At 51.3% G+C, this 20789-nt stretch carries 26 protein-coding genes; 3 read left to right on the plus strand and 23 right to left on the minus strand.

Annotated elements, in window-relative coordinates:
* Positions 1 to 10: 10 nt before the first annotated feature.
* The 14 genes from hypD to E4L36_RS01310 all read right to left on the minus strand — a co-directional run bounded on the left by hypD (position 11) and on the right by E4L36_RS01310 (position 9498).
* Positions 11 to 1141: a hydrogenase formation protein HypD gene (gene hypD, locus E4L36_RS01245; RefSeq protein WP_136678652.1), complete on the minus strand. Its 1131-nt coding sequence runs from the start codon at positions 1139 to 1141 to the stop codon at positions 11 to 13.
* 12 nt (positions 1142 to 1153) lie between these two features.
* A complete protein-coding gene (locus E4L36_RS01250; RefSeq protein WP_136678653.1) occupies positions 1154 to 1858 on the minus strand; it encodes an SIS domain-containing protein in 705 nt (234 codons plus the stop codon).
* The gene (locus tag E4L36_RS01255) at positions 1855 to 2148 is read right to left on the minus strand and encodes a HypC/HybG/HupF family hydrogenase formation chaperone (protein ID WP_136678654.1); all 294 of its coding nucleotides are present in this window, start codon (positions 2146 to 2148) and stop codon (positions 1855 to 1857) included. The genes E4L36_RS01250 and E4L36_RS01255 overlap by 4 nt, the downstream gene beginning before the upstream one ends.
* Before the next feature lie 11 nt (positions 2149 to 2159).
* Positions 2160 to 3644: a sigma-54 dependent transcriptional regulator gene (locus E4L36_RS01260; RefSeq protein WP_136678655.1), complete on the minus strand. Its 1485-nt coding sequence runs from the start codon at positions 3642 to 3644 to the stop codon at positions 2160 to 2162.
* Complete coding sequence (gene hypB / locus E4L36_RS01265) at positions 3644 to 4528, minus strand: hydrogenase nickel incorporation protein HypB (RefSeq protein ID WP_136678656.1); 885 nt, start codon at positions 4526 to 4528, stop codon at positions 3644 to 3646. The genes E4L36_RS01260 and hypB overlap by 1 nt, the downstream gene beginning before the upstream one ends.
* Before the next feature lie 2 nt (positions 4529 to 4530).
* Complete coding sequence (gene hypA / locus E4L36_RS01270; protein WP_206052606.1) at positions 4531 to 4872, minus strand: hydrogenase maturation nickel metallochaperone HypA; 342 nt, start codon at positions 4870 to 4872, stop codon at positions 4531 to 4533.
* Positions 4865 to 5935 (minus strand): nickel-dependent hydrogenase large subunit, encoded by a 1071-nt coding sequence (locus tag E4L36_RS01275; RefSeq protein ID WP_136678657.1) that lies wholly within the window; start codon positions 5933 to 5935, stop codon positions 4865 to 4867. The genes hypA and E4L36_RS01275 overlap by 8 nt, the downstream gene beginning before the upstream one ends.
* The gene (gene hybE / locus E4L36_RS01280; protein WP_136678658.1) at positions 5932 to 6432 is read right to left on the minus strand and encodes a [NiFe]-hydrogenase assembly chaperone HybE; all 501 of its coding nucleotides are present in this window, start codon (positions 6430 to 6432) and stop codon (positions 5932 to 5934) included. Before hybE ends, E4L36_RS01275 begins: the two co-directional genes overlap by 4 nt.
* 1 nt (position 6433) lies before the next feature.
* Positions 6434 to 6658 carry a rubredoxin gene (locus tag E4L36_RS01285; protein ID WP_127693105.1) on the minus strand — a complete coding sequence of 75 codons (225 nt, stop codon included), beginning with the start codon at positions 6656 to 6658 and terminating at the stop codon, positions 6434 to 6436.
* An 11-nt stretch (positions 6659 to 6669) separates the two neighbouring features.
* Complete coding sequence (locus tag E4L36_RS01290) at positions 6670 to 7539, minus strand: hydrogenase expression/formation protein (protein ID WP_136678659.1); 870 nt, start codon at positions 7537 to 7539, stop codon at positions 6670 to 6672.
* A 14-nt stretch (positions 7540 to 7553) separates the two neighbouring features.
* Positions 7554 to 8003 (minus strand): hypothetical protein, encoded by a 450-nt coding sequence (locus tag E4L36_RS01295; RefSeq protein WP_136678660.1) that lies wholly within the window; start codon positions 8001 to 8003, stop codon positions 7554 to 7556.
* A 33-nt stretch (positions 8004 to 8036) separates the two neighbouring features.
* A complete protein-coding gene (gene hypC / locus E4L36_RS01300; RefSeq protein ID WP_136678661.1) occupies positions 8037 to 8339 on the minus strand; it encodes a HypC/HybG/HupF family hydrogenase formation chaperone in 303 nt (100 codons plus the stop codon).
* 1 nt (position 8340) lies between these two features.
* Positions 8341 to 8961 carry a HyaD/HybD family hydrogenase maturation endopeptidase gene (locus E4L36_RS01305; RefSeq protein WP_136678662.1) on the minus strand — a complete coding sequence of 207 codons (621 nt, stop codon included), beginning with the start codon at positions 8959 to 8961 and terminating at the stop codon, positions 8341 to 8343.
* A gap of 219 nt (positions 8962 to 9180) precedes the next feature.
* Positions 9181 to 9498 carry a DUF2489 domain-containing protein gene (locus E4L36_RS01310; RefSeq protein ID WP_136678663.1) on the minus strand — a complete coding sequence of 106 codons (318 nt, stop codon included), beginning with the start codon at positions 9496 to 9498 and terminating at the stop codon, positions 9181 to 9183.
* Positions 9499 to 9708: 210 nt separating this feature from the next.
* Between E4L36_RS01310 and E4L36_RS01315 the strand changes: the two genes are divergently transcribed.
* Positions 9709 to 10344, plus strand: coding sequence for a hypothetical protein (locus E4L36_RS01315; protein WP_136678664.1), 636 nt, complete (start codon positions 9709 to 9711; stop codon positions 10342 to 10344).
* A gap of 88 nt (positions 10345 to 10432) precedes the next feature.
* On the opposite strand, the gene E4L36_RS01320 is transcribed toward E4L36_RS01315, so the two are convergent.
* From E4L36_RS01320 to E4L36_RS01360, 9 genes are all read right to left on the minus strand, one after another.
* Positions 10433 to 10732: a HigA family addiction module antitoxin gene (locus E4L36_RS01320; protein WP_206064476.1), complete on the minus strand. Its 300-nt coding sequence runs from the start codon at positions 10730 to 10732 to the stop codon at positions 10433 to 10435.
* Between the two features lie 61 nt (positions 10733 to 10793).
* Positions 10794 to 11519: a Ni/Fe-hydrogenase, b-type cytochrome subunit gene (gene cybH, locus E4L36_RS01325; protein WP_136678665.1), complete on the minus strand. Its 726-nt coding sequence runs from the start codon at positions 11517 to 11519 to the stop codon at positions 10794 to 10796.
* 52 nt (positions 11520 to 11571) lie between these two features.
* The gene (locus E4L36_RS01330; RefSeq protein WP_136678666.1) at positions 11572 to 13377 is read right to left on the minus strand and encodes a nickel-dependent hydrogenase large subunit; all 1806 of its coding nucleotides are present in this window, start codon (positions 13375 to 13377) and stop codon (positions 11572 to 11574) included.
* Positions 13377 to 14453, minus strand: coding sequence for a hydrogenase small subunit (locus E4L36_RS01335; protein WP_136678667.1), 1077 nt, complete (start codon positions 14451 to 14453; stop codon positions 13377 to 13379). The genes E4L36_RS01330 and E4L36_RS01335 overlap by 1 nt, the downstream gene beginning before the upstream one ends.
* 240 nt (positions 14454 to 14693) lie before the next feature.
* Positions 14694 to 17000 (minus strand): carbamoyltransferase HypF, encoded by a 2307-nt coding sequence (hypF, locus tag E4L36_RS01340; RefSeq protein ID WP_136678668.1) that lies wholly within the window; start codon positions 16998 to 17000, stop codon positions 14694 to 14696.
* A 153-nt stretch (positions 17001 to 17153) separates the two neighbouring features.
* Complete coding sequence (locus E4L36_RS01345) at positions 17154 to 17444, minus strand: cupin domain-containing protein (protein WP_127693095.1); 291 nt, start codon at positions 17442 to 17444, stop codon at positions 17154 to 17156.
* A 150-nt stretch (positions 17445 to 17594) separates the two neighbouring features.
* The gene (phaR, locus tag E4L36_RS01350; RefSeq protein WP_240770653.1) at positions 17595 to 18089 is read right to left on the minus strand and encodes a polyhydroxyalkanoate synthesis repressor PhaR; all 495 of its coding nucleotides are present in this window, start codon (positions 18087 to 18089) and stop codon (positions 17595 to 17597) included.
* Between the two features lie 30 nt (positions 18090 to 18119).
* Positions 18120 to 18386 carry a DUF6489 family protein gene (locus E4L36_RS01355; RefSeq protein ID WP_127693094.1) on the minus strand — a complete coding sequence of 89 codons (267 nt, stop codon included), beginning with the start codon at positions 18384 to 18386 and terminating at the stop codon, positions 18120 to 18122.
* 101 nt (positions 18387 to 18487) lie between these two features.
* Complete coding sequence (locus E4L36_RS01360; RefSeq protein ID WP_240770666.1) at positions 18488 to 19639, minus strand: MFS transporter; 1152 nt, start codon at positions 19637 to 19639, stop codon at positions 18488 to 18490.
* Positions 19640 to 19946: 307 nt separating this feature from the next.
* On the opposite strand from E4L36_RS01360, the gene E4L36_RS01365 reads away from it, so the two are divergent.
* Together E4L36_RS01365 and E4L36_RS01370 are read left to right on the plus strand one after the other, a co-directional pair.
* Positions 19947 to 20156, plus strand: coding sequence for a cold-shock protein (locus tag E4L36_RS01365; protein ID WP_127693092.1), 210 nt, complete (start codon positions 19947 to 19949; stop codon positions 20154 to 20156).
* A 200-nt stretch (positions 20157 to 20356) separates the two neighbouring features.
* Positions 20357 to 20575 (plus strand): hypothetical protein, encoded by a 219-nt coding sequence (locus tag E4L36_RS01370; protein ID WP_136678670.1) that lies wholly within the window; start codon positions 20357 to 20359, stop codon positions 20573 to 20575.
* The last annotated feature ends 214 nt before the right edge of the window (positions 20576 to 20789 follow it).

A 20789-nucleotide genomic window follows, 5' to 3' on the forward strand; every position in this document is an offset into this window, starting at 1 on the left:
GTTTACCTTATTATCGGTCGAGCTGTTGGTGATCGATTTTGCCGTAGCTGTAATAGGCTGAGCAGGCGCCTTCAGTCGAGACCATTAGCGCCCCCAGCGGTGTTTCGGGCGTGCATTGCTTGCCAAATACTTTGCATTGCCAAGGCTTGATCACACCCTTGAGTACTTCGCCGCACTGGCAGGATTTCGGATCCGCGATATTGACGTTGGGCAGCGCAAACTCGCGCTCGGCGTCAAAGCGCGCATATGCTGCTTTAATCTGTACACCCGAATGGTCAATTGAGCCTAAGCCGCGCCACTCAAAAAATTCACGCAGCTCAAATATCTCCCCCACCGCTTTCAATGCCGCGTGGTTTCCGCCATCTGGCACAATGCGCTTGTATTGATTTTCGATCTCGGCTTTGCCATCACGTAGCTGCTCTAGCAACATCACCAACGACTGCAACACATCCAACGGCTCAAACCCCGCAATAATGAGCGGGCGCTGGTAGCTAGCCGCGATAAAACGATACGGCGCTTCGCCAATCACCATGCTCACATGGCCAGGCCCTAAGAAGCCATCGATATACATATCAGGGGAGTCGAGAATCGCTTTGATCGTGGGGATGATCGTGATGTGATTACAAAAGAGGTAGAAGTTCTCAATCCCCTCTTTCTCGGCCTGCTTGATCGTTAACGCGGTGCTCGGCATCGTGGTTTCAAACCCCAAGCCGAAAAACACCACGCGCTTATCAGGATGTTGGCGGGCGATATTTAACGCATCCATCGGCGAATAGACCATGCGTACATCACAACCCGCCGCTTTTGCGTCTTGTAGGCTCTTTTTGGAGCCGGGCACCCGCATCGCATCACCGAATGTGGTGAAGATCACGTCGGGCTGCTCAGCAATGGCGACACAATCGTCCACGCGCCCCATCGGCAACACACACACCGGACAACCGGGGCCGTGTACCAGCTCGATCTCTTTGGGCAGTAGCTCCTCAAGGCCATAGCGGAAAATTGAGTGGGTGTGACCACCGCACACCTCCATAATCTGCAACGGCTGTTGCTGCGCTTTAGGGATCTCTTTGACGAGCGCATGGATACGATCGAGGGCGTTTTTCGCCATCTCTGGATCACGAAATTCATCAACAAACTTCATCGGATTGCCCCGTTATTGTGAGGTGTTAGCAGAGGCCATACTGCCGCGGCTTTCGGCGAGTAAGGTGTGTACCAGATCCCACAGCACGTGATACGCCACGAGATGGCACTCTTGAATACGGTGCACGCTGTCGGTCTCGACAACAAGGCACTGATCAGTGAGCGTCTGTGCTTTTAGCTCTCCACCGTCCATACCGCTGAAGGCGGCAACGCTCATACCGAGTGCTTTCGCTTTACGGCACGCGGCGCTGATATTGGAGGAGTTACCGCTGGTAGAGAACACCACCAGAGTATCTTTGCTACTGCCAAGTGCCAGCAATTGGCGCACCAGCACATGCTCAAAACCCACATCATTGGCCACCGCGCTCATCAGGCCGTTATCTTGGCTTAAATTGATGGCCGGTAAGGCCGGTCGGCCAGCGGTTACAGGGTGCATAAACTCCAACGCTAAATGGCCAGCATCACAGGCCGAGCCGCCGTTGCCAGCGGTTAGCAGGCGGCCACCCTGCTGATAGCTAGTGGCGATAAGCTTTGCGATAGCGATTAGTTTGTCGCTATTGTCTGCGAAAAAGCGGGTTTTGACCGCTTGGCTTTGGCTCACCTTTTGCGCCACGGCTTCTTGCAATGCAGCGGTTTTGTCCACTGGTTTGGCCGGTGTATCGGACGCCATAAAGGGATAGAGCGCGTTTAAGAGCGCATCGTTATCTGTTTGGCTCATGGCGAAACCTGCCCAGTGTCGGTGTTGGCCATCGCTGCTAGCTCCTCTTGTAGCTCGCCCAGTTCTGCCAGTATCTCAAGGGTGCGCTGGGCCTCCTCTTCATCGATCAAGCTCATGGCAAAGCCCACATGAACGAGTGTCCAGCGGCCAACCAGCGCGTTCCAGTCGCCATCTTCTGGTGCTACGCAAGCTAAGTTAACCTCGCGCTTGACGCCCGATACATTAACGAGACCTGCTTGCTCCTGCGCATCAACAATTGCGATGATCTGGCCGGGAATTCCAAGACACATAACTCTGCCTCTTACTCTGTGTGTTCGTTTGTTTGGGTGCTCTCAGATGCGGGATCAGCCCGCTCCATACCGTAGCGCTCGAGTTTTGAACGCAGCCCTACACGGGATAGGCCCAGCTCTTTGGCGGCACGGCTTTTATTCCAGTGGTGGCGCGCCAATGTTGCCTTGAGAATACGCTGCTCCAATGCTTCGACACGCTCTTTTAGCGAGCCATCCAAACCATCGAGCAGATCGATCTCTTGCGTTTCGGTACGGGTCTCGGTTTGCTGAATAGCGGGGCTTAGGAGATCAGCGGTTAAGTATTCACCTTTAGCGAGTACCAGTACGCGGCGCACTTCGTTTTGAAGCTCCCGTACATTACCGGGCCAGTTGTATTGCTGCATGGCCGCCATCGCTTCGCCACTAAAGCCTGTCACGGGTTTATCGAAATCCCGCATGGCGTGAGCCAAGAAGTTCTCAGCCAATAGCGGGACATCCATCGGGCGCTGCGCTAATGCGGGAAGCTCTAGCGTGACCTCAGCCAAGCGGTAATACAGATCTTGGCGAAAACGCCCCGCTTTCACCTCTTCGCGCAGGTCTCGGTTGGTGGATGCCACAATCCGCACATCGACTTTACGGCGCTGATGCTCACCTAAACGGCGCACCTCCCGCTCCTGCAGTACACGCAGCAGCTTTACTTGAAATGCGGGTGTGATCTCGCCAATCTCATCAAGAAAGATAGTGCCGCCATCGGCTTGCTCAAAAAGCCCGATATGATCGCTAATCGCGCCGGTAAACGAGCCCTTCTTGTGGCCAAATAGCTCAGAGGCGAGCAACTCATCGGGCATGGCTCCGCAGTTTTCCACCACAAACGGCTTATCTTTACGCAAGCTGTTGTAGTGCAATGCTCTGGCAAATAGCTCTTTACCGGCACCCGATGGGCCAGTGACGAGCACCGAGATATCATACGGCGCGATCTGAGCGGCTTGCTCACAGATGTCATTTAACGGGCTGCTCTCTGCCCGTTTGATCTGATCCAGCTGAAAGCTTTGCTGCAAGCGAGCACGTTTTTGCTTAACGCGTGTGCTGGCCTGCACTTCGCTAAGCTTCATCTCTAGGTTGAGCTGGTCGTTCTCACTTTGAAGCTGATACATCTGGCAAGCGTTGCGCAGAATCATCAGCAGATTATCGGGATGCCAAGGTTTGGTGATGTACTGCAAGATACCGGCATCATTGAGGCCCCGGATAATATCGTCCGAATCGGTGTAACCCGATAGGATCAAGCGTGCCGGTTCTGGCCAGCGCTCCCGCACCTCGGTGAGCAGCTCTACCCCCGTTTTGCCCGGCATACGCTGATCACACAAAATCGCTTGCACAACATTGGATTCGAGCAGCGTAAGCGCCTCTTCGGCACTGCTCGCGCAGAGGACGTCGAACTCCTCATCGAGCGTGCGTTCCAGTGTTTGTAACGAGCGGACTTCGTCGTCAACGCAGAGAATTACCGGGCGAGCTGTCATTAAAGTAGGTCCCTAAAATGTGAGGTTTGTGCCTCTAGCTGCGCGATATGGGATTCGAGCATCTGGCGGCGCTTGTCAGCTAACCACTGAGTCCATTCATCCATGCCTTCACCAGAGCGGGCCGATAGCTGGATCACTTGGATCTCAGGGTTCACCTGCCGAGCGTACGCGATACACTGCCCCACATCAAAATCCAGATGCGGCAGCAGATCGGTCTTATTGAGGATCATTAGATCCGCGGCATGGAACATATCAGGGTACTTCAGCGGTTTGTCTTCGCCCTCTGTAACCGAAAGAATTGCCACTTTGTGGGCTTCACCCAAGTCAAAGGCCGCAGGACACACGAGGTTGCCCACGTTCTCGATAAACAGATAGCCACCTGCCAGCGTTTCGCTTGCTAGGTTATCCAGCGCATGGCCCACCATGTGTGCGTCTAAGTGGCAACCTTTGCCGGTATTCACCTGCACAGCGCTCACACCCGTTGCCCGAATGCGGTCCGCATCGTTGGCAGTTTGTTGGTCGCCTTCGATCACAGCGATGGGGCGTGAGCCTTTCAGCCGCTGAATGGTCTTCGTTAGGAGCGTTGTTTTGCCGGAGCCAGGGCTTGAAACTAGATTTAACGCAAACAAGCTTTCCGCTTTAAAGCGGCTGCGGTTGATCATCGCGTACTGATCGTTTTTGCCGAGAATATCCTGCTCGATCTGTACCATTCGGCTCTGGCTCAAGCCCGTGACATGGGCGTGTGCAGGCCCTTGGCCAAAATGAATATCTTGGCCATCATGGTGCACATGATCGTGGTGTTCATGGTCATGATGATGGTCGTGATCGTGGTGGTGCCCCTCGATCTTGACGTTGCCGTCACTACAGCCGCATACCGTACACATGGTTAATCAACCTCCAGCTCTTTAATTCTCATCTCATCCCCCTGCGTGACTTGCAGCTGATAGCTGCCGCAGTTAACACACGCATCATAGCGCTGCTTTATCGGGACGGTTTGGGTACATTGCATACAAAACGCGAGCCCCTGCGTTGGCAAGATCACCAGTTCGGCGCCCTCTGCTAACGTGTTTTTGGTGACTGCATCAAAGCAAAATACCAGTGATTCTGTCTCAATGGCCGCTAGCGGCCCAATCTCTAGCCACACGCGTTTTACGCGCTGATAGTTCTGCTGTGCCGCCTCATTTTCAAGAACCTGCACGATTCCCTCGGCGATCGACATCTCATGCATAATTGATCTCTATCTCGCTATGTACACATGGATCAACGCAAGCAACCACAAGCTCCACTAACGCTTGTACCTTGTCCGCTGCCACCACTACACCGCTTAGTAATTGGCTCACAACACCATGGGGATGGAAGTTCCACTCGGTGGGCGATACCACACGATACTGCACCACTTGGCCCTCATCCTGCACCAAATGGTGCAGTAACAAACCGCGGGACGCATGTGCGAGCCCCACCGCGGCCCCTTCAACAAATTGATGCCCTATTTGATTGTTGTGAGTTGGCCAGTCAATGGCTGCGTGTAACAGCGACATAATCCGCAATATTAACGGGTGAGCGCCCTGCGCTTGAAGCGCAGCAACACTACTGCTATTGCACATTTGCGGCCAGACGCCAGCTTCGCGGCATTGATGGACGAACTCAGGGGCTTGCGTAAAATTATCGTTAATTGACAACGAATTGAGTAGCTCATCATCAAGTTGCAGCAACGGACGCGGCGCATTACCTAGCGTTACCTCACCGAACTGTTTAGCTATTGTTGCGATAAATTTGCCGACAACACCGGGGCTTTCCCACGGGCACTGATCAGATGCCATCTCTATAGATAACGGTATAACTAAGTCAGTATAGTCGTTAAAGATCTGCTCTTTTTGCTCACTTGTCAGTGCGTTGTCGTGCTCAATCGCACGCCATACATGTTGCCTTGCTGTTTGCTGCCAACGCATCACCTCAGCAGGAGAGATTCCAACACCAGTAAGGGAGATAACCCTTAGTAGGCGCTCTCGGGCTGCCTCAATATCCACCAGCAACGTACGCAGCGCTTCTGTTTGGTGATCTGCAGAGGCCACCTGCGCAAGTTCAAAGGCACGAATGCTCGCCACACGGTGAGCATCACTGCATAAGGAAAACAGTGCGGGCAGCACCGCGGCCACTTCGCCAGCGCTGCGTCCAATCAGCATCTTACCGATCTGCTGCGGGCGGCTAGAACGAATACCGATCGTGCTGATCTTACCTGCCTGATGGGTAACATCGATATGTATCGCGCCCGCAAGGTTTACAAGGCTCATCGCGTAACCTGCTGCTTTGCTAGACCAGCGGTGATAAACCCACGCCGATCTAGCTTGCTCGGCTCGGCCGGTTTTACTTGCGCATCACGGGCTTGTTGCCACTCGGTGGTTTCGGTGTATTGAGTATCAAACACCGCATCCAGCGCTGCATTGGCCACCGCCATCACGTCCTGTTGGGACTCAAACTCTAATACCGGCGAGAACAGCGCACAGGTTGCAAACCCGCCCACCGACGCTTCCCAGCATTGGGTAAACTCGTAGCGGCCCGAAGGTAGCTCAACCGTTCGCTTAGCGCCCTGCTGGCGACAATGCGTATCATCGTCGCTAAAGATAACCAGATTCATAAACCATGGCGTTACCACCACGGCTAGCTCGTCATCGCCGTAGCTGCGCGCTTGCGTGGCTTCAATCTGTAAAGCGGCATTGTAGATGGGCAGATCTCGCATCCCCAGATCCGCCTGCTGATAAAATGCCGTTAACGCCACCAAGCTCTGCATATTAGCTATCTACAACCATGAATTGGTCTTTCTCGCCATCGCATTCTGGGCAACGCCAGAACTCGGGAAGCTGGCTGAAGGGCGTTCCTGCGGGAATCTGCCAAACCCCATCGCCCTGTTCAGGATGGTATTGGTACCAGCAGATCTTGCACTCTAAAACAGCATCATCGCCAATCCGGCTAGCATCGCCTAAAAAACTACCCTCAAACTGCGTGTGTTCTTGCATGGTGGTGCTCCTTAGGTCAGCACTGTGCGGATTTCATGTAGGCGCTCGGTGGAGTCTTCGACATCCTCTTGAGCGGCACATGCAACTTGCGGAATATCGGTAATCTCCAGCGTGTCCAGAATGAGCTGGTCGGTACTATTAAAGTACTGTACACGCCATAAGCCATTGATTTGAGTGGAGCTGATACGGCAGTTACCATAACCACGGGATAAGATCGTCACCGCGCCAACGCCAATGGCATCGTTAAGATACTGATGATCCTCTGGCGAGAAGGGCAACAACGAGAGATTGATCACATGGGCGCTCTCTAGCTCACCGACCTCAAATAAGCGGGACTTTTCGGCGATCTCAACCATCACCGAAGGCGCATTCAAGACACTCGCTGGGCGCTCATCAATGTTCACCGTTAAGATACGTTTGTTAAAAAATGCCAGCTTGCGCACGATATCGGGCACATCGGCCACTTCGAGTGTCTCGCGTAAGGTGTCTTCTTGGGCATTCTGGTAGCGCAAACGCCACACACCCGCCATCACCGTTTCTTGGATCATCACCTGCGTCGTGCCGCTAACCACCGCGGCCACTTCACCTTCGCCCAAAATTTGGTTGAGCATATCCAAGTCTTTATCGGGCAGCTCGCTAAGTACCATTTCGTAAGGTTTGTTACCCACTTTGTATTGGCTAAGCATCTCTTGTAAGCGCGCAAGTATCGCAACGGTTTGCGGGCACTCTGCCACCGCTTCAGCTTCGGGCAGCACCGGCATATCGTAGGTGTGCATCTCAGAAGGCATCTGCATGTAGTCCAGCACCATATCGCCCTCTTCTTGACTACCAGGGCCGAAAGGTACGTTGACGTTAAGCAGAGGAATATCTGGGTTTTGCATCGTAAACTCCTTGGTTAACTGCAGCCGCTGGTAGGCGCTTGACTCATCACAGGGATACCTAAACCGGGGTCACGGCTCGGTTCAAGTGCGAGAATTCGGTTGATCTCGGCATGGTAGACCGCCCAGTCCTGTACCTTGGTGATCGCACCTAGGTAGCGCCCTTCTTTAAGCAGCACTAATGCAGGCCAAACATGGAAGTTGTAACGCCCCTGCAGGGCTTTTTCGGCGCTCGCATCAATCACCGCAGGTGTTAACTGGGGAAAGGCCTTGATAAGTTCCGGCAGAATGACTGCGACATCGTTGCTCTCTGGAAAGCGTTGCGGCGACTCTGTGAAAAAGAGCACGCTGTATTCGTGGCTCGTAACAAATGCCTTAAAGTTGTCGGCAGTGAGTTTGGCATAGCCTAGCTCATCGGTTAGCCGCTCGATGAGCGGAAAACGTTTCGGTTCGGTGTGTTGGGTCATGGCGTCTACCTGTTGTGTCCGCTCGAAATTATTCTATTTTTTGCGCAGATGCTCGGGGAGCATTGGTTCTCTATTGGTTAGGTCCGCAAAGAGTGCATCTAATCCATCGGTGTTACCTTGGGCAACTTGTTGCATTGCATCGAGCGCTTGCGTCACTTGCTGCGCACGATCAGCGCTAATCACTTCGCGCGCTGCGCCAAGAAACACCAGCACCCAAGTACCCACAGGCTGTATGCCCACCAGTGATAGATCAACCTGCTGCTCGGTAGCATCTGCTGTGCAACGTGCAGAGAGCTCATCAACGGCTTGAATCTGCATAGGAATGCCGATGCACATGCTAGTTGTTACCCTCTTGTGTGGTCATGAAGCGCACATCACCTAAGCGACAAGCGTCTTCCTCAGATGGGCGGCCCTCTTCATAGATCTTTAATGCCAGCTCCGAGGGCGATAGCGCCTCTGGTGCCTCGTTGGCTGAGAGCGGCGCAACATCAAAGTCAGCAAGGTAATCGAGTGCAATTTGCAGCGCAGGGTCCACTTGCGCCTTGACGATATCGCGCAAACTGCCACCAAAATCTTCTAGCTCTACCGGCTGACAACCGATCAAGATCAGCTTGCTGGGGTAGCTACCCGTGAATTCGGACATCGCCAGCACCTCTTGGAAACCGGTCTGGTGCAGGCTCATCTGCTTTGCACCCATAAACTTGGGGACATCATCATCGTGAACCACTTTCAGTGTTCCGGGTTTAAGGCCATAGTCGATCGCATCGAACACTACGAGTACATCCGCTTGCTGCACATGCTGAACTAAGTAGATACCTTGCGTGCCACCATCCATGAGTTTGACGTTCTCGCCAAAACGGTAGCGTTGATTCAGGGTCTCCACACAACGCACACCAAAGCCTTCGTCGGCCCATAGCACGTTACCGATACCCAAAATTAGAACGCGTTTTTCACTCATCGCTTTACCCTTCCGTTACAACCAACCGTTGCTGTAACACCTAACGTTACAAATAACGTGCCAATCGAAAGGAACGATGCAGAAACTCTGTAACCACAAGGGTTACAGCAAAAAGACAGGTAGAATCGAGAAAAGATATCAGCGTAAAAACGGAAAGATTTCTTTCATTTATTCCGCTTTTACTGGAAACAAAATTACCACCCCTAAAAGTGCAACACGCTACGATGCAAAGCGCACCGCTAACGATTGGCACTGGTGCAGCGAAATCGCCTTCGCCCATTCAACAGACTCGTCAAGCTGCTCTCTATGCGCCGCAATAAAGGTTTGCGACCACTGTGTAGGAGCGAGTGATAAATTAAGGCTGTCAATTTCCAAGAGAATCGCAACAAACGGCATAAAATCCGGGTCATTCGTGTAAGCACCTACCTCCTCTCGTAGCATCGCTATCCGATAGGCACCCACAAGGTAGTGCAAGGAGCCCTCTAACATCTGCTGGGCGGTTTCTGCGATCTGCTCAGTGGCGGGCTGTTTAGACATCAATATCACTTCGCTTAAAAGAAAACGCCGAAGGTAACGCTAATTTTTGTGTAAAGCTAGGGGGATTAAAAATACATGCCTTAAAAAGATCGCAAATCCTATCACCTTGATGCTTTGATGATGAATAGATACTTTTACCTGTTAACTCGCCAGTTAAACAAGCAACATAAGCTCGTGCAGCATGGAAAGCATTTATAGAAGGCCCTAACAATGAGCGCAACTTTAGAAACGATTATCGACAGCCTTAAAAATGGAGAATTTGTTCTCACGATTTTAATTATCCTGATCTCTTTAATAGTTAACTATGAGAAGATCATTCTAATCATTGAGAACAGAAATAAAGCCAGAGTAAGAAAGCTTCTGGAGGCGATTGAGTGCCAATCTGCAAAAGGAGTCACTAAAGAATACTTGATTGAAGAGCTTGCCAATGAACAGTTTAAAGTTGCTACCGGCATCGGTGCGGAAAGAGAGCTCAGGGAAGCGATGATCTTATTGCATCGATCGATGGAAGGAGAGCTACCATTTAAGTACTTTAAAAGGGCGCTGCCTCACTTAAGTCTAAAAGAAGGGGAAATTGAAGTAACAATATCGAAACTCGATAGCGTTAATTTCTGGTTTAACCTGCTTGTTGGAATTCTTCTTTCTGTCGCGGGACTTGTATTAATGATACTGCCAACACAGGTTAATTTAACCTTTCCTTCAAATACCATAACGATCACTCACCTTATCGCTCTATTCTCACTGGGCGTTGCCTACATGGCGCTGTCGGTATTTCTCATTAGCCAAGTTATGCCGGTTGCAGCAGCTAAGAAATTAAAACACAGATTGAGTAGTCAGTTTCAGTAACTTAGCTTACTTAGAGAACTAGAAACGAAGCCTCTCTGTAATTTTAAATAACGCTCCTATTGTCTGTACGTTCGGTGTGCTAATAGCGTTAGCGCACACCATGTGACGCTATATACAACTCCCACAGTTGCTGCTTTTCAAGCCAGAACATTGGCGTGGTTTGAAAACGCTGTGCCAGCAGTAGTGCAGTTTGCGCACTGATTGCGCGTTGGCCGTTGACAATTTCGTTAACGCGGCGGCGGGAGATGTGCAGATCACGGGCGAGTTCTGATTGGGAGATCCCCAACGGGGTTAAGTAGCAGCGCTGCAAGAATAGCCCCGGATGCTCTGGTTTACGGCCATGATGTTGCCAGCGTAGTTGGTTCAACTCAGCCGTGAGTGTGTTCACAAAGCCTCTCCTTGATACTCATAAAAAGAGCCTGAATATCAGGCTCTTTTCGCTATACCGATCAGTCGGGGCGATCGTCTTTAAACATTCGCCAGCCACCAACCATCGTCGAGATTAACGATTGGCGCGACATAATATCTTCGCGAATCGCCACATAAACATGGGTCATCACAAAGACAATTAAGAACCACATGCCTAATCGGTGCCATGTATGTACGTCTTGGCTTTGGCCGAAGAGCGGAATCACCCAACCAAACGCGATATCTGCCCAACTCCCCTGTCCTAACCCTTCGCCATAGAGCGCAAAGCCGGTAATGATCATAAAGGTCATACCTAACACAAAGAAGAAGAACATCGCCAGCTGCGCCAAAGGGTTATGGCCGATATATTTCTTTGGTGTTTTCTCAAGGAAGAAGTACCAACGTAGCTCGTGCCCAACTTCTTGCCAAAAGCGCTTGCGAAACAGGGGCGGACAAAATAGCTCACGGGCATGGCTATTGCCCACCAGCGCCCAATAGATGCGGCCAATAAACGCGATTGCAACGATATACCCAGCGGTAAAGTGCGCAAAACGAATGTAGCCCATCAGGTAGTTGTCTATAGCTTCGCCCGGCATGGTGGGCAGCGGCACCCCGATAAAGTAGCCGGTAATGCCTAGCGTGATCACCGAAAGTACGGTCACCCAATGCCACAAGCGAACCGGTGCTTCATACACATACACTGCCGTTTGCCGGCGCGTAATCGGCTTATCGTGCTCTGCCGTTGTTTGCTCTGCAGAATCATGCATAACGATATCCTCTGAATAGCGAGGCGCACGCCTTTAACGCGCGCCCAACGGGTTAGCGAATTTTCACTTTGGTTAGCTCTTGGCCATCCTCAGACATGACGTGTGTTGAGCACGCAAGGCATGGATCGAAGCTGTGCAAAGTACGTAGAATCTCGACCGGCTCATCAGGGCGCTCCATCGGCGTATTGAGCAGCGAGGCTTCGAAGGCACCGATGTTGCCTTGGCTATCACGAGGCGAACCATTCCACGTAGTTGGCACCACCGCCTGATAGTTCTCGATCTTGCCATCTTTGATCTTGATCCAGTGGCCCAGTGCGCCACGTGGAGCTTCGTTGATGCCCACACCCTTCGCCTCTTTCGGCCAGTTCGCAGGATCCCACTTTTCGACGTTCGCTGTTGAGGTATCACCGGCTTTGATGTTACCCACCAACTGGTGCCAATCATCCAACATGGAGTCAGCGCAAAGCTCACACTCGAGTGCGCGGGCCAGTGTACGGCCCAATGTCGAGGGCAGGAACTGCTTCAGGGTCAGCTCATGACCCGTAGCTTGGTTGAAGCTCGCCAATGAACGATCAACCTGCTCTTTTACATACTCACGGCCAGATGCATACGCGATGATGTAGCGTGGCAACGGCCCCACCTCCATCGCATGTCCACGCCAGCGTGGCGCTTTAATCCAGCTGTATTTAGCAGATTCATCCAGCTCTTTGATATCGGTTTTGGTACCGACCGTGTTTGGCCCCAGCTCAAAGCTTGGCGATGTTTCACCGTCCCATGGGTGCAGGCCGGTTTTGCCCTCTTCATAGCGATACCAGGAGTGATCGACAAACTCTTGCACCTGCTCTGGGTCGCGCACATCCACTGGGTGGATCTCATCCCAGTTACCCCCAATGATTGCACCAGCGGGCAATAGGTCGGTGGACTTATCGTAAGGCACTTTAGTGTAGGTACCATAAGAGAGGAGGTTTTCAGCAGCCAAGCCACCCCCGTATAGCCAGTCTTTGTAGATGCTTGCAATGGCCATCACATCTGGCAGATAAACATTCTTAGTGAAGGCTTGCGCTTCACGGATACGCTCTAACACAAAGTTCAGCGTTACCATGTTCACCGGCGCACCAGACGCTCCCGTATCGTCAAGATTGATCGCACACGGCATACCGCCCACCATATAGTTCGGGTGCGGGTTCTTACCTCCGAAGATCGCATGGATTTTGACAATCTCTTTCTGGAAATCCAGTGCTTCCAAGTAGTGCGCTACCGCCATCAAATCCGCCGCCGGGGGCATTTTATAGGCGGGGTTATCCCAGTAGCCGTTAGCGAACAGACCCAACTGGCCAGACTCAACAAACTTCTTCAAGCGCGTTTGCACATCTTTGAAGTAGCCCGGGCTCGATTTTGGGTGGTGCGGCGAGACCATTTTTTGTAGTTCAGACGTCTCTACCGGATCCGCTTTGAGCGCATTAACCGGGTTGACCCAATCCAGCGCATGGAGGTGGTAGAAATGCACGATGTGGTCATGGATCTGCAGCGTTTTATCCATCATATGGCGAATAAGATGCGCATTCAGCGGGATCTGGATATCAAGTGCATCCTCAACCGCTCGGACCGATGTTAGTGCGTGAGTCCCTGTGCACACGCCACAGATACGCTCAACAAACGCCCAAGCATCGCGCGGGTCACGCCCCTTAAGAATCACTTCGAGGCCGCGCCACATCGTACCGGTCGAGACAGCATTGCGGATGATGTTGTTTTCATCCACATTGACCTCGCAACGCATATGCCCCTCAATACGAGTAACAGGGTCAACAACGATACGACGGCCGCTGTTATCTAGTTGGTTTGCATTTAGCTCGGTCATTACTCTTGATCTCCTTTGTACTGAGCCCGCTTAATTGCACTAACAGCCGCGTGAGCCGCAATCGCTGCACCGACACCACCGGCAACAGCTGTGCCGATCTCATCCGCATTTTTCTCAATACCAAACTGATGGATATCGGTGAGGCGGTCATAGAAAGATCCTTTATCCCAGAAGCCATCTTCTGAGCAGCCGATACAGCCGTGACCTGCTTGAATAGGGAATGATGTGCCCTCGTTCCAGCGCACTGTGGAGCAAGCGTTGTAGGTTGTAGGGCCTTTACAGCCAACTTTGTACAAGCAATAACCTTTGCGGGCACCTTCATCGTCCCATTGCTCGACAAATTGGCCCGCATCAAAGTGTGGACGGCGGTAGCACTTATCGTGAATACGCTGGCTGTAGAACATCTTCGGGCGGCCTTGGCGGTCAAGTTCTGGAAGCTTGTCAAAGGTCAGCATGTAGGTAATAACACCGGTCATCACCTCAGCGATTGGCGGGCAACCAGGCACCTTAATAATAGGCTTATCCGTGATCACTTTATGGATAGGTACCGCTTGCGTTGGGTTAGGACGCGCCGCTTGCACACAGCCCCACGATGCACATGAGCCCCAAGCGATGATCGCTGCCGCATCTTTAGCGGCGTGTTTTAGCTGATCGAGGAAAGGTTTACCGCCGACAATACAAAACATGCCATCTTCGTTAAGCGGTGGGTTGCCCTCAACGGCAAGAATATACTTACCTTTGTATTTCTGAATGGTCTCTTCGAGGATCGCTTCAGCTTGATGCCCAGCAGATGCCATCAAGGTATCGTCGTAATCAAGAGAGATCATCGACAACACTACATCTTTAACGAGCGGGTGAGCAGAACGAATAAAAGACTCGGAGCAACAGGTACACTCCAGCCCATGTAACCACAGTACAGGCGTGCGCTCTTTATTCTCCATCGCATGGGCGATTTTAGGCGCAAACGCCGGGCCAAGCCCCAAGGCTGCTGCGGTCAAACTGCAATATTTGAGGAAACTACGTCTGGTAATCCCTTGACGCCGCATCACGTCATAAAAGGTTTCAATCTGAGACATTCTGCTCTCCGTTATCTCTTGCCACTGAGCAACTGTGTTCAGATCAAAACTCGGTACGACCGGCCGCTCTCAACACAGTGTCTATTTTTGTTGTAGGTATCAGACACTGTATTAGCAAGAAGCAAGCCAAAAAATAATTTGTTATTTTTCAATAAGTTAAAAGAAATTCTAAAATCAACTTTAATACGAAAGCGTAAACTAGCATTCCAGTTTCGCCAAAAGCGCAAAGCCAGTTTCCACTCAGTTTTCCAAGTATTGGGCAGCTGCAACGAACGCTTGGCCAACCGATACACCCGCATCATTTGCAGGTAACGTTTGATGCTCTAAAACACTAAACCCTTTACGCTGTAACTGGGCGGAGAGCCTGTCAGCAAGCACACGGTTTTGCATCACGCCCCCACTCAAAGCAACTGCGCCAATGGGGTTTCGTGCGGCGACCTGCTCAACAAGCTCTATCCACGCATCAGCAAAGCTGTTATGGAATCCCAACGCGATTTGCTCTGCGGTGTAGCGCTGGTTGCAGAGGTCTAGCAATAGCGCTTCCCACATAGGTTTTGTCGATAATTGATAAAGCCCATCCTGCTCACTGAGCGCAAATGAGTATCGTGGTGCAGAATCCGCGGTCGCTCTTTGCGCGAACGCTTCTAACTCGATGGCGGCCTGCCCCTCATAACTAATGCGATCAGCGCTACATCCAAGCACCGCCGCCACCGCATCAAACAACCGCCCTGCTGAGCTGGTTAGCGGTGTATTGAGCTGTTTACTGATCATCTGCTCCAGCACGCGGAGCGGCTTGTCTTCAAAGCATGGAAGCGTTTTAAACCGCGCCAGCAGGCCCGCACTGTGAAGCTGACCTACCAGCGCCCGCCACGGTTCACGAATCGCCTGCGCACCGCCTACCAACGGAAAAGACGCCAAGGTGCCTACCCGTGACACACTCGCATATCCACCGTACAAGGCTTCCGCTCCCCATAAGGTTTCATCCGTTCCAAAACCGGTACCGTCAAAGCAGAGCCCGAGAATATCGCGTCGGGTACGAGCAATACCCGCTTCCGCCATACAGGCTGCCATATGGGCATGATGGTGCTGAACATGAGTAAGCACCGCCCCATCCGCTTTGGACTCTCCAAACTGAGTAGAAAGGTATTGCGGGTGAAGATCGATGACATAACGCTGACTTGGGTGCTGGTAAAGGTTACGATAGAGGTCATGGGTGTGCTGGTACGCATCGAACGTCTCCGCATCTTCAAGATCACCTAAGTGTTGCGACAATATCGCTTGGCCTTGCTGAATGAAGCACAGCGTGGATTTAAGTTCTGCACCAAGGGCAATTAGGTCTGGTGCCTCAGCAAACCCCTCTGGCATAGAAACCCGCAATGGCGCGTAGCCCCGCGCTAGCCGTATCGCGAATGCACGGCCATTGTGATAACGCAGCACTGAATCATCCATCCGGTTAACGATCTCTCGATCATGCATAACAAAGAAGTCTGCAATCTCAGATAGCGTAGCGCGTGCTACACCATTGGTAATCGCTTGTGGTGCTCCCGAGTGATTGCCACTTGTCATCACCAGCGGGGTCTCAAAAGCGCTTAATAGCAGGTGGTGCTGAGGGGTGTATGGCAACATAATACCAAGCTGGTTTTGCCCAGGGGCGATCGCTTCAGGGAGTGACTCACCTTGTGACGGCAACAGCACGACCGGCGCTGCAGGCGATTTAAGCAAGGCTTCTGCTTCAGGCTCTAGCGATACATAGCGTGCAGCAATATCGGTATCTCGCACCATCAGCGCAAAAGGTTTGGCAGGCCGATTTTTACGTTGGCGTAAGCTCGTAAGTGCACCGTGATGGGTGGCGTCGCACACCAGATGAAATCCACCTAGTCCTTTTAGAGCGACGATCTTTCCATCACGCAGTTGGGATGCGATAAACGCAAATAGATCGTCGGTTACGGTCTCTTCACCGCCGCTGTTTTCAACCCACATACGCGGCCCACACTCAGCACAAGCGTTAGGTTGCGCATGGAAGCGCCGATTGGTCGGCTCTTGGTACTCTGTTAAGCAGCTAGAGCACTGCTCAAACACCGACATCGATGTACTGCCCCGATCATAGGGAATCTTGCGAAGAATACTGATGCGTGGTCCGCAATGCGTGCAGTTGATAAAGGGGTAGCGAAACCGCCGGTTAGCGCTGTCAAACAACTCCTCTAGGCACGCGTCACAGGTGGCAGCGTCAGGCACACAGCCCGGTTTGACCACGCCTTTTTTTGACTCAGTGATGTGGAAGTTTGTGGGTGGCTCCATCGCCTCATGAAGCGTCTCGATGGCAACGCTTTCAATGCGAGCGAGCGGTGGCTCCTCCCGCTTTAGCTGATCGATAAACTGATCCAACGTAGCTCGATTACAGTAGGCATTGATAAACACACCCTGCGCATCGTTACCAACCTCTCCGGCGATTTTTAGCTGCTGAGCGACTTGCCAGACAAAGGGCCGAAAGCCCACGCCTTGGACCAAGCCACTGATACGAAGACGAAAATACTGAAGGTGCGACATGGGGCTCTCTAGCTAAACGATTTGCCGCAAGCTTAATACAATTAATGCAAAGAGGAGAAATTCAGCAGGGAGGTCATTGCTTGAGATAAGGGCACAGCTCGATCTTGAGCTGCACCATATAATATTTTAAATACATGATACGTATTAAAAGTATTATTTTGTTTCCACTTCAATGAAGACAAATTCGTAGTCGTTGGCGTTGATAACATTATGCTCAACACCAATAGAACGCGCATAGGACTGGCCGGTTTTTAACGGTGCAACAAAGCCGCCTTCAGCGGTTTCAATCTCTAGGTTACCGTCGGTTTGAGGCACAACAACATAATCGTGTTCATGGCGGTGCCAGCCAGTCTCACCACCGGGTGGAAAGCGCCACTCCGTTACGATAAAGCGCTCGTTTTCTAGCTGCTTAGTGCCCACCGCTTGGGGCCGCTTATCTGCCATACATCACCTCAACTCTTATTAAAATCAAAAGAGCTTCATATTAGCAATCTTGCAAGCAGCGTTAAGTATGCTTTTCTTTACGCAAACGTTAATTGACGAGCACCTAAAACCGAGCCGCCATAAAAAAGCCCCAAACGAGGGGCTCTTATATTACTTCTTCTCTTCTTCGATAGGCCGCTCAGTTGGCGGTACCTCTTCATGAGGCATACCGCCTTCTGGATGCGCACCCGGCTGGAACATGCTCCAAACCGCCATATTCTGATCGGCAAACTTATTCATCATTGTAAGCGGGTTCGCTACGCCCATCATCGTTTGCATCTGGTCACGAATGCGGTCTTGATGCTCTAGGAAGGCTGCGATGCTCTGCTCTAGGTATTGGCTCATCATCCCCTGCATACTGTCACCATAAAAGCGGATCAACTGCTGCAGAACTTGATTCGTGAGCAACGTGCCATGACCATCAGCTTCTTGTTCACTGATGATCTGCAATAGAATGTTACGCGTCAGGTCGTTACCTGTTTTGGAGTCTAGTACCTGAAAGGCTTCACCACTGAGTACCAACTGCTTAACGTCTTCTAACGTGACGTAGCAACTGCGGGAGGTGTCGTAAAGACGACGGTTGGTATATTTTCTTAAAATGCGCAAGGTAACTCTCTCTCTACTTTCAACCGCTAGTTAATCTTTTTTATCGGTTTTACTGCCTGTTGAGCCGCCATAGCCACTCATCATTGTCATTAGCATTTTTTGGAATGTTTCCATAGAACCCACACTGCTGGAGATGTATGGCTTCATTAATGTCAACGGATCGTAGCCCTCTACCCCCGCTTCCATCTGGTCACGGATCTGCTTGATCATCTCATCCTGTAGCGCTGCCACATCGGGCAAACCCAAGACTTTGCGCAGCTCTTCGGGTGTCATATCGACATCGATTCGGAAGTTCATAACGGGACCTCTCTGACCAATTAAAAGCTTGCGTTTTCCCTACACTATATCGCCTCGTGTACGGCAGTGCAAAAAATAAAATAGCCTCACGATTACGTATCTTACTGCGCTTTTTCCGGCCATATCCAGACAAATGCAAGCACTAAGCCACATAAAGCAGCCGCAGATGCAGCATAGAAAGTCAACTCAACCCCACCGGCTTCCCACAAAAAACCTGCAAACAAAGCCCCCGCTGTACCACCCAAACCAAAGCCAATACTTGAGAACAGCGCCTGCCCTCGCCCTTTCGTGTTACCGGTGAAATAAATATTTACGAGCGCAATCCCAACTGCGTGTAAGCAGCCGAATGTGGCCGCATGCATACATTGTGCGGTAACGAGCAGCACCAGCGATTCTGGACTCGCGCCAATGACCGCCCACCGCAATACACACAGCACAAGACTCATCAGCATAATTTGGCGCAGCCCAAAGCGATCTATAAGTCGATGCATCACGGCAAAGACCGCGACTTCTGCAACAACTCCAATCGACCACATCAAACCAATCGCAGTTTTACTGTAGCCAACATCTTCTAAGAGCACACTGTAGAAGGTGTAGTAAGGCCCATGTGAAAACTGCACAAAGAACGTGATGGCAAAAAAAGCAACAATATGAGGTTTGCGCAGCAGTAATAGTAACGACACCGGCGCTTGCGTGAGACGCTCGGGCCGCTCCGGCTCGGGAACAGCAAGTGAGGTTAGCCAAATCAGTCCGATCAAAGACAATAAGATCGCAGGCAGCCAGATGATGTCGATATACTCTAGCACCACGCCAATACCACCCACTGCCAGAATAAATCCAATCGAGCCCCACAGCCGGACTTGGCTGTAACGGTGTTTCTGTTCTTTAAGGTGCCCTAATGTGACCACCTCGAATTGAGGAAGCACAGCATTCCAAAAAAACGAATATCCCAGCATAACTAGTGCGATCCCCACCGCACTCTGCTGCCAAAAAATGAGCAAATAGATAACGAACGTCGCTGCGGCGCCTAGGCGAATAATACGCATCCGCTCGCCACTTCGATCGGCCACCCACCCCCATAGCGCCGGCGCAAAAATACGCGAAATATGCAGCGTTGCCATCACCAGGCCAATTGTTGCTGCATCGAATGAGAGCGACTGTAAATACAGCGACCAATAGGGAACCAGCGCCCCTAACAGCGCAAAATAGAAAAAGTAGAAACCAGAGAGCCTAATATACGGCACGCGCTCCATCATGTACCTGCGATTCGTAACAGATTAAAGCCGCCCAGTTTAAGCCATATCATGCGGGCAGGCATGCAAAACCGACGCCTCGGCTACGATAAATCCCCGCAAAAGCGCAAGAAACTGCTTGACCTAACCTCCTAATCACTATAGGGTGCCATCTCGCTAGATGCTTTTCTCAGTTATTTATGCTTTTCATTTCGGCGCTTCTTCTGAATCACTCGTCCTGTTTTCGTAAGTAAAAGTTAAAACTCCTGCATTCATCTGCCCACTCTTATAGGGCGGCCCAACTGTTTCCGAAAATAGGAAAATTATTATGTCTAATACAACAACTGGCACCGTAAAATGGTTTAACGACGAGAAAGGCTTTGGCTTTATCGAGCAACAATCAGGCCCTGACGTATTTGCGCATTTCAGCGCAATTGCAGGCGAAGGTTTCAAGAGCCTTCAAGAAGGTCAGCCAGTTGAGTTCACGGTGACTCAAGGCCAAAAAGGACCACAAGCGGAAAACATCCGCCCACTATAAGCTTTATTTAGAAGCGATATAGACTAGCGAGCGCGGAAAATCTGCGCTCTCTGTAAAACCTCTCCAAACCTTCCCTCACTCTGCCCTTGGGTAGAGGCATGCAACTAGTGTTACCTTTCGTACTGGGTTAAAACCACCCGATTTGCTCTTCACTATTTATTTCAAGGAAGCAGTTATTATAAGCAACGGAGTCATAATCAATGCTACAAAACATCAATGAACATATCTGCGTATCCCGCCATAGCGCAAACAACCATGAGCGCTGGATCTGCTACGAACCTTACGACGCAAGCTCCAACAATAAGCGCCAAACATGGAAGCGCTTAACAGGTTTACTATCGACCTCGGAGATGCAGTGCTATCTCGATAGAAGCTATTCAAGTGATGTATCTAAGTGCTTCACATCCCTTTCAGCTTAAAGGCCAACTTTCACGCCAGCTCGCAACCAGAATACCGCGCGAAACTCTTAGACCTCCTGACAGCATTAAGAAACTAGAATAGCGCTTGCTGGTTTTTCGTTGATCCCACCCAAAACCACCTACCTTGAAGCAAGCTAAGCACCTTGGGGATACATCGGTACGTATAAGATTCATAACGGCTTTGGTCCACGCCGAATACGCACGAAGAAGCGCC

Source organism: Neptunomonas sp. XY-337 (assembly GCF_004959845.1).
Taxonomy (GTDB): domain Bacteria; phylum Pseudomonadota; class Gammaproteobacteria; order Pseudomonadales; family Balneatricaceae; genus Neptunomonas; species Neptunomonas marina.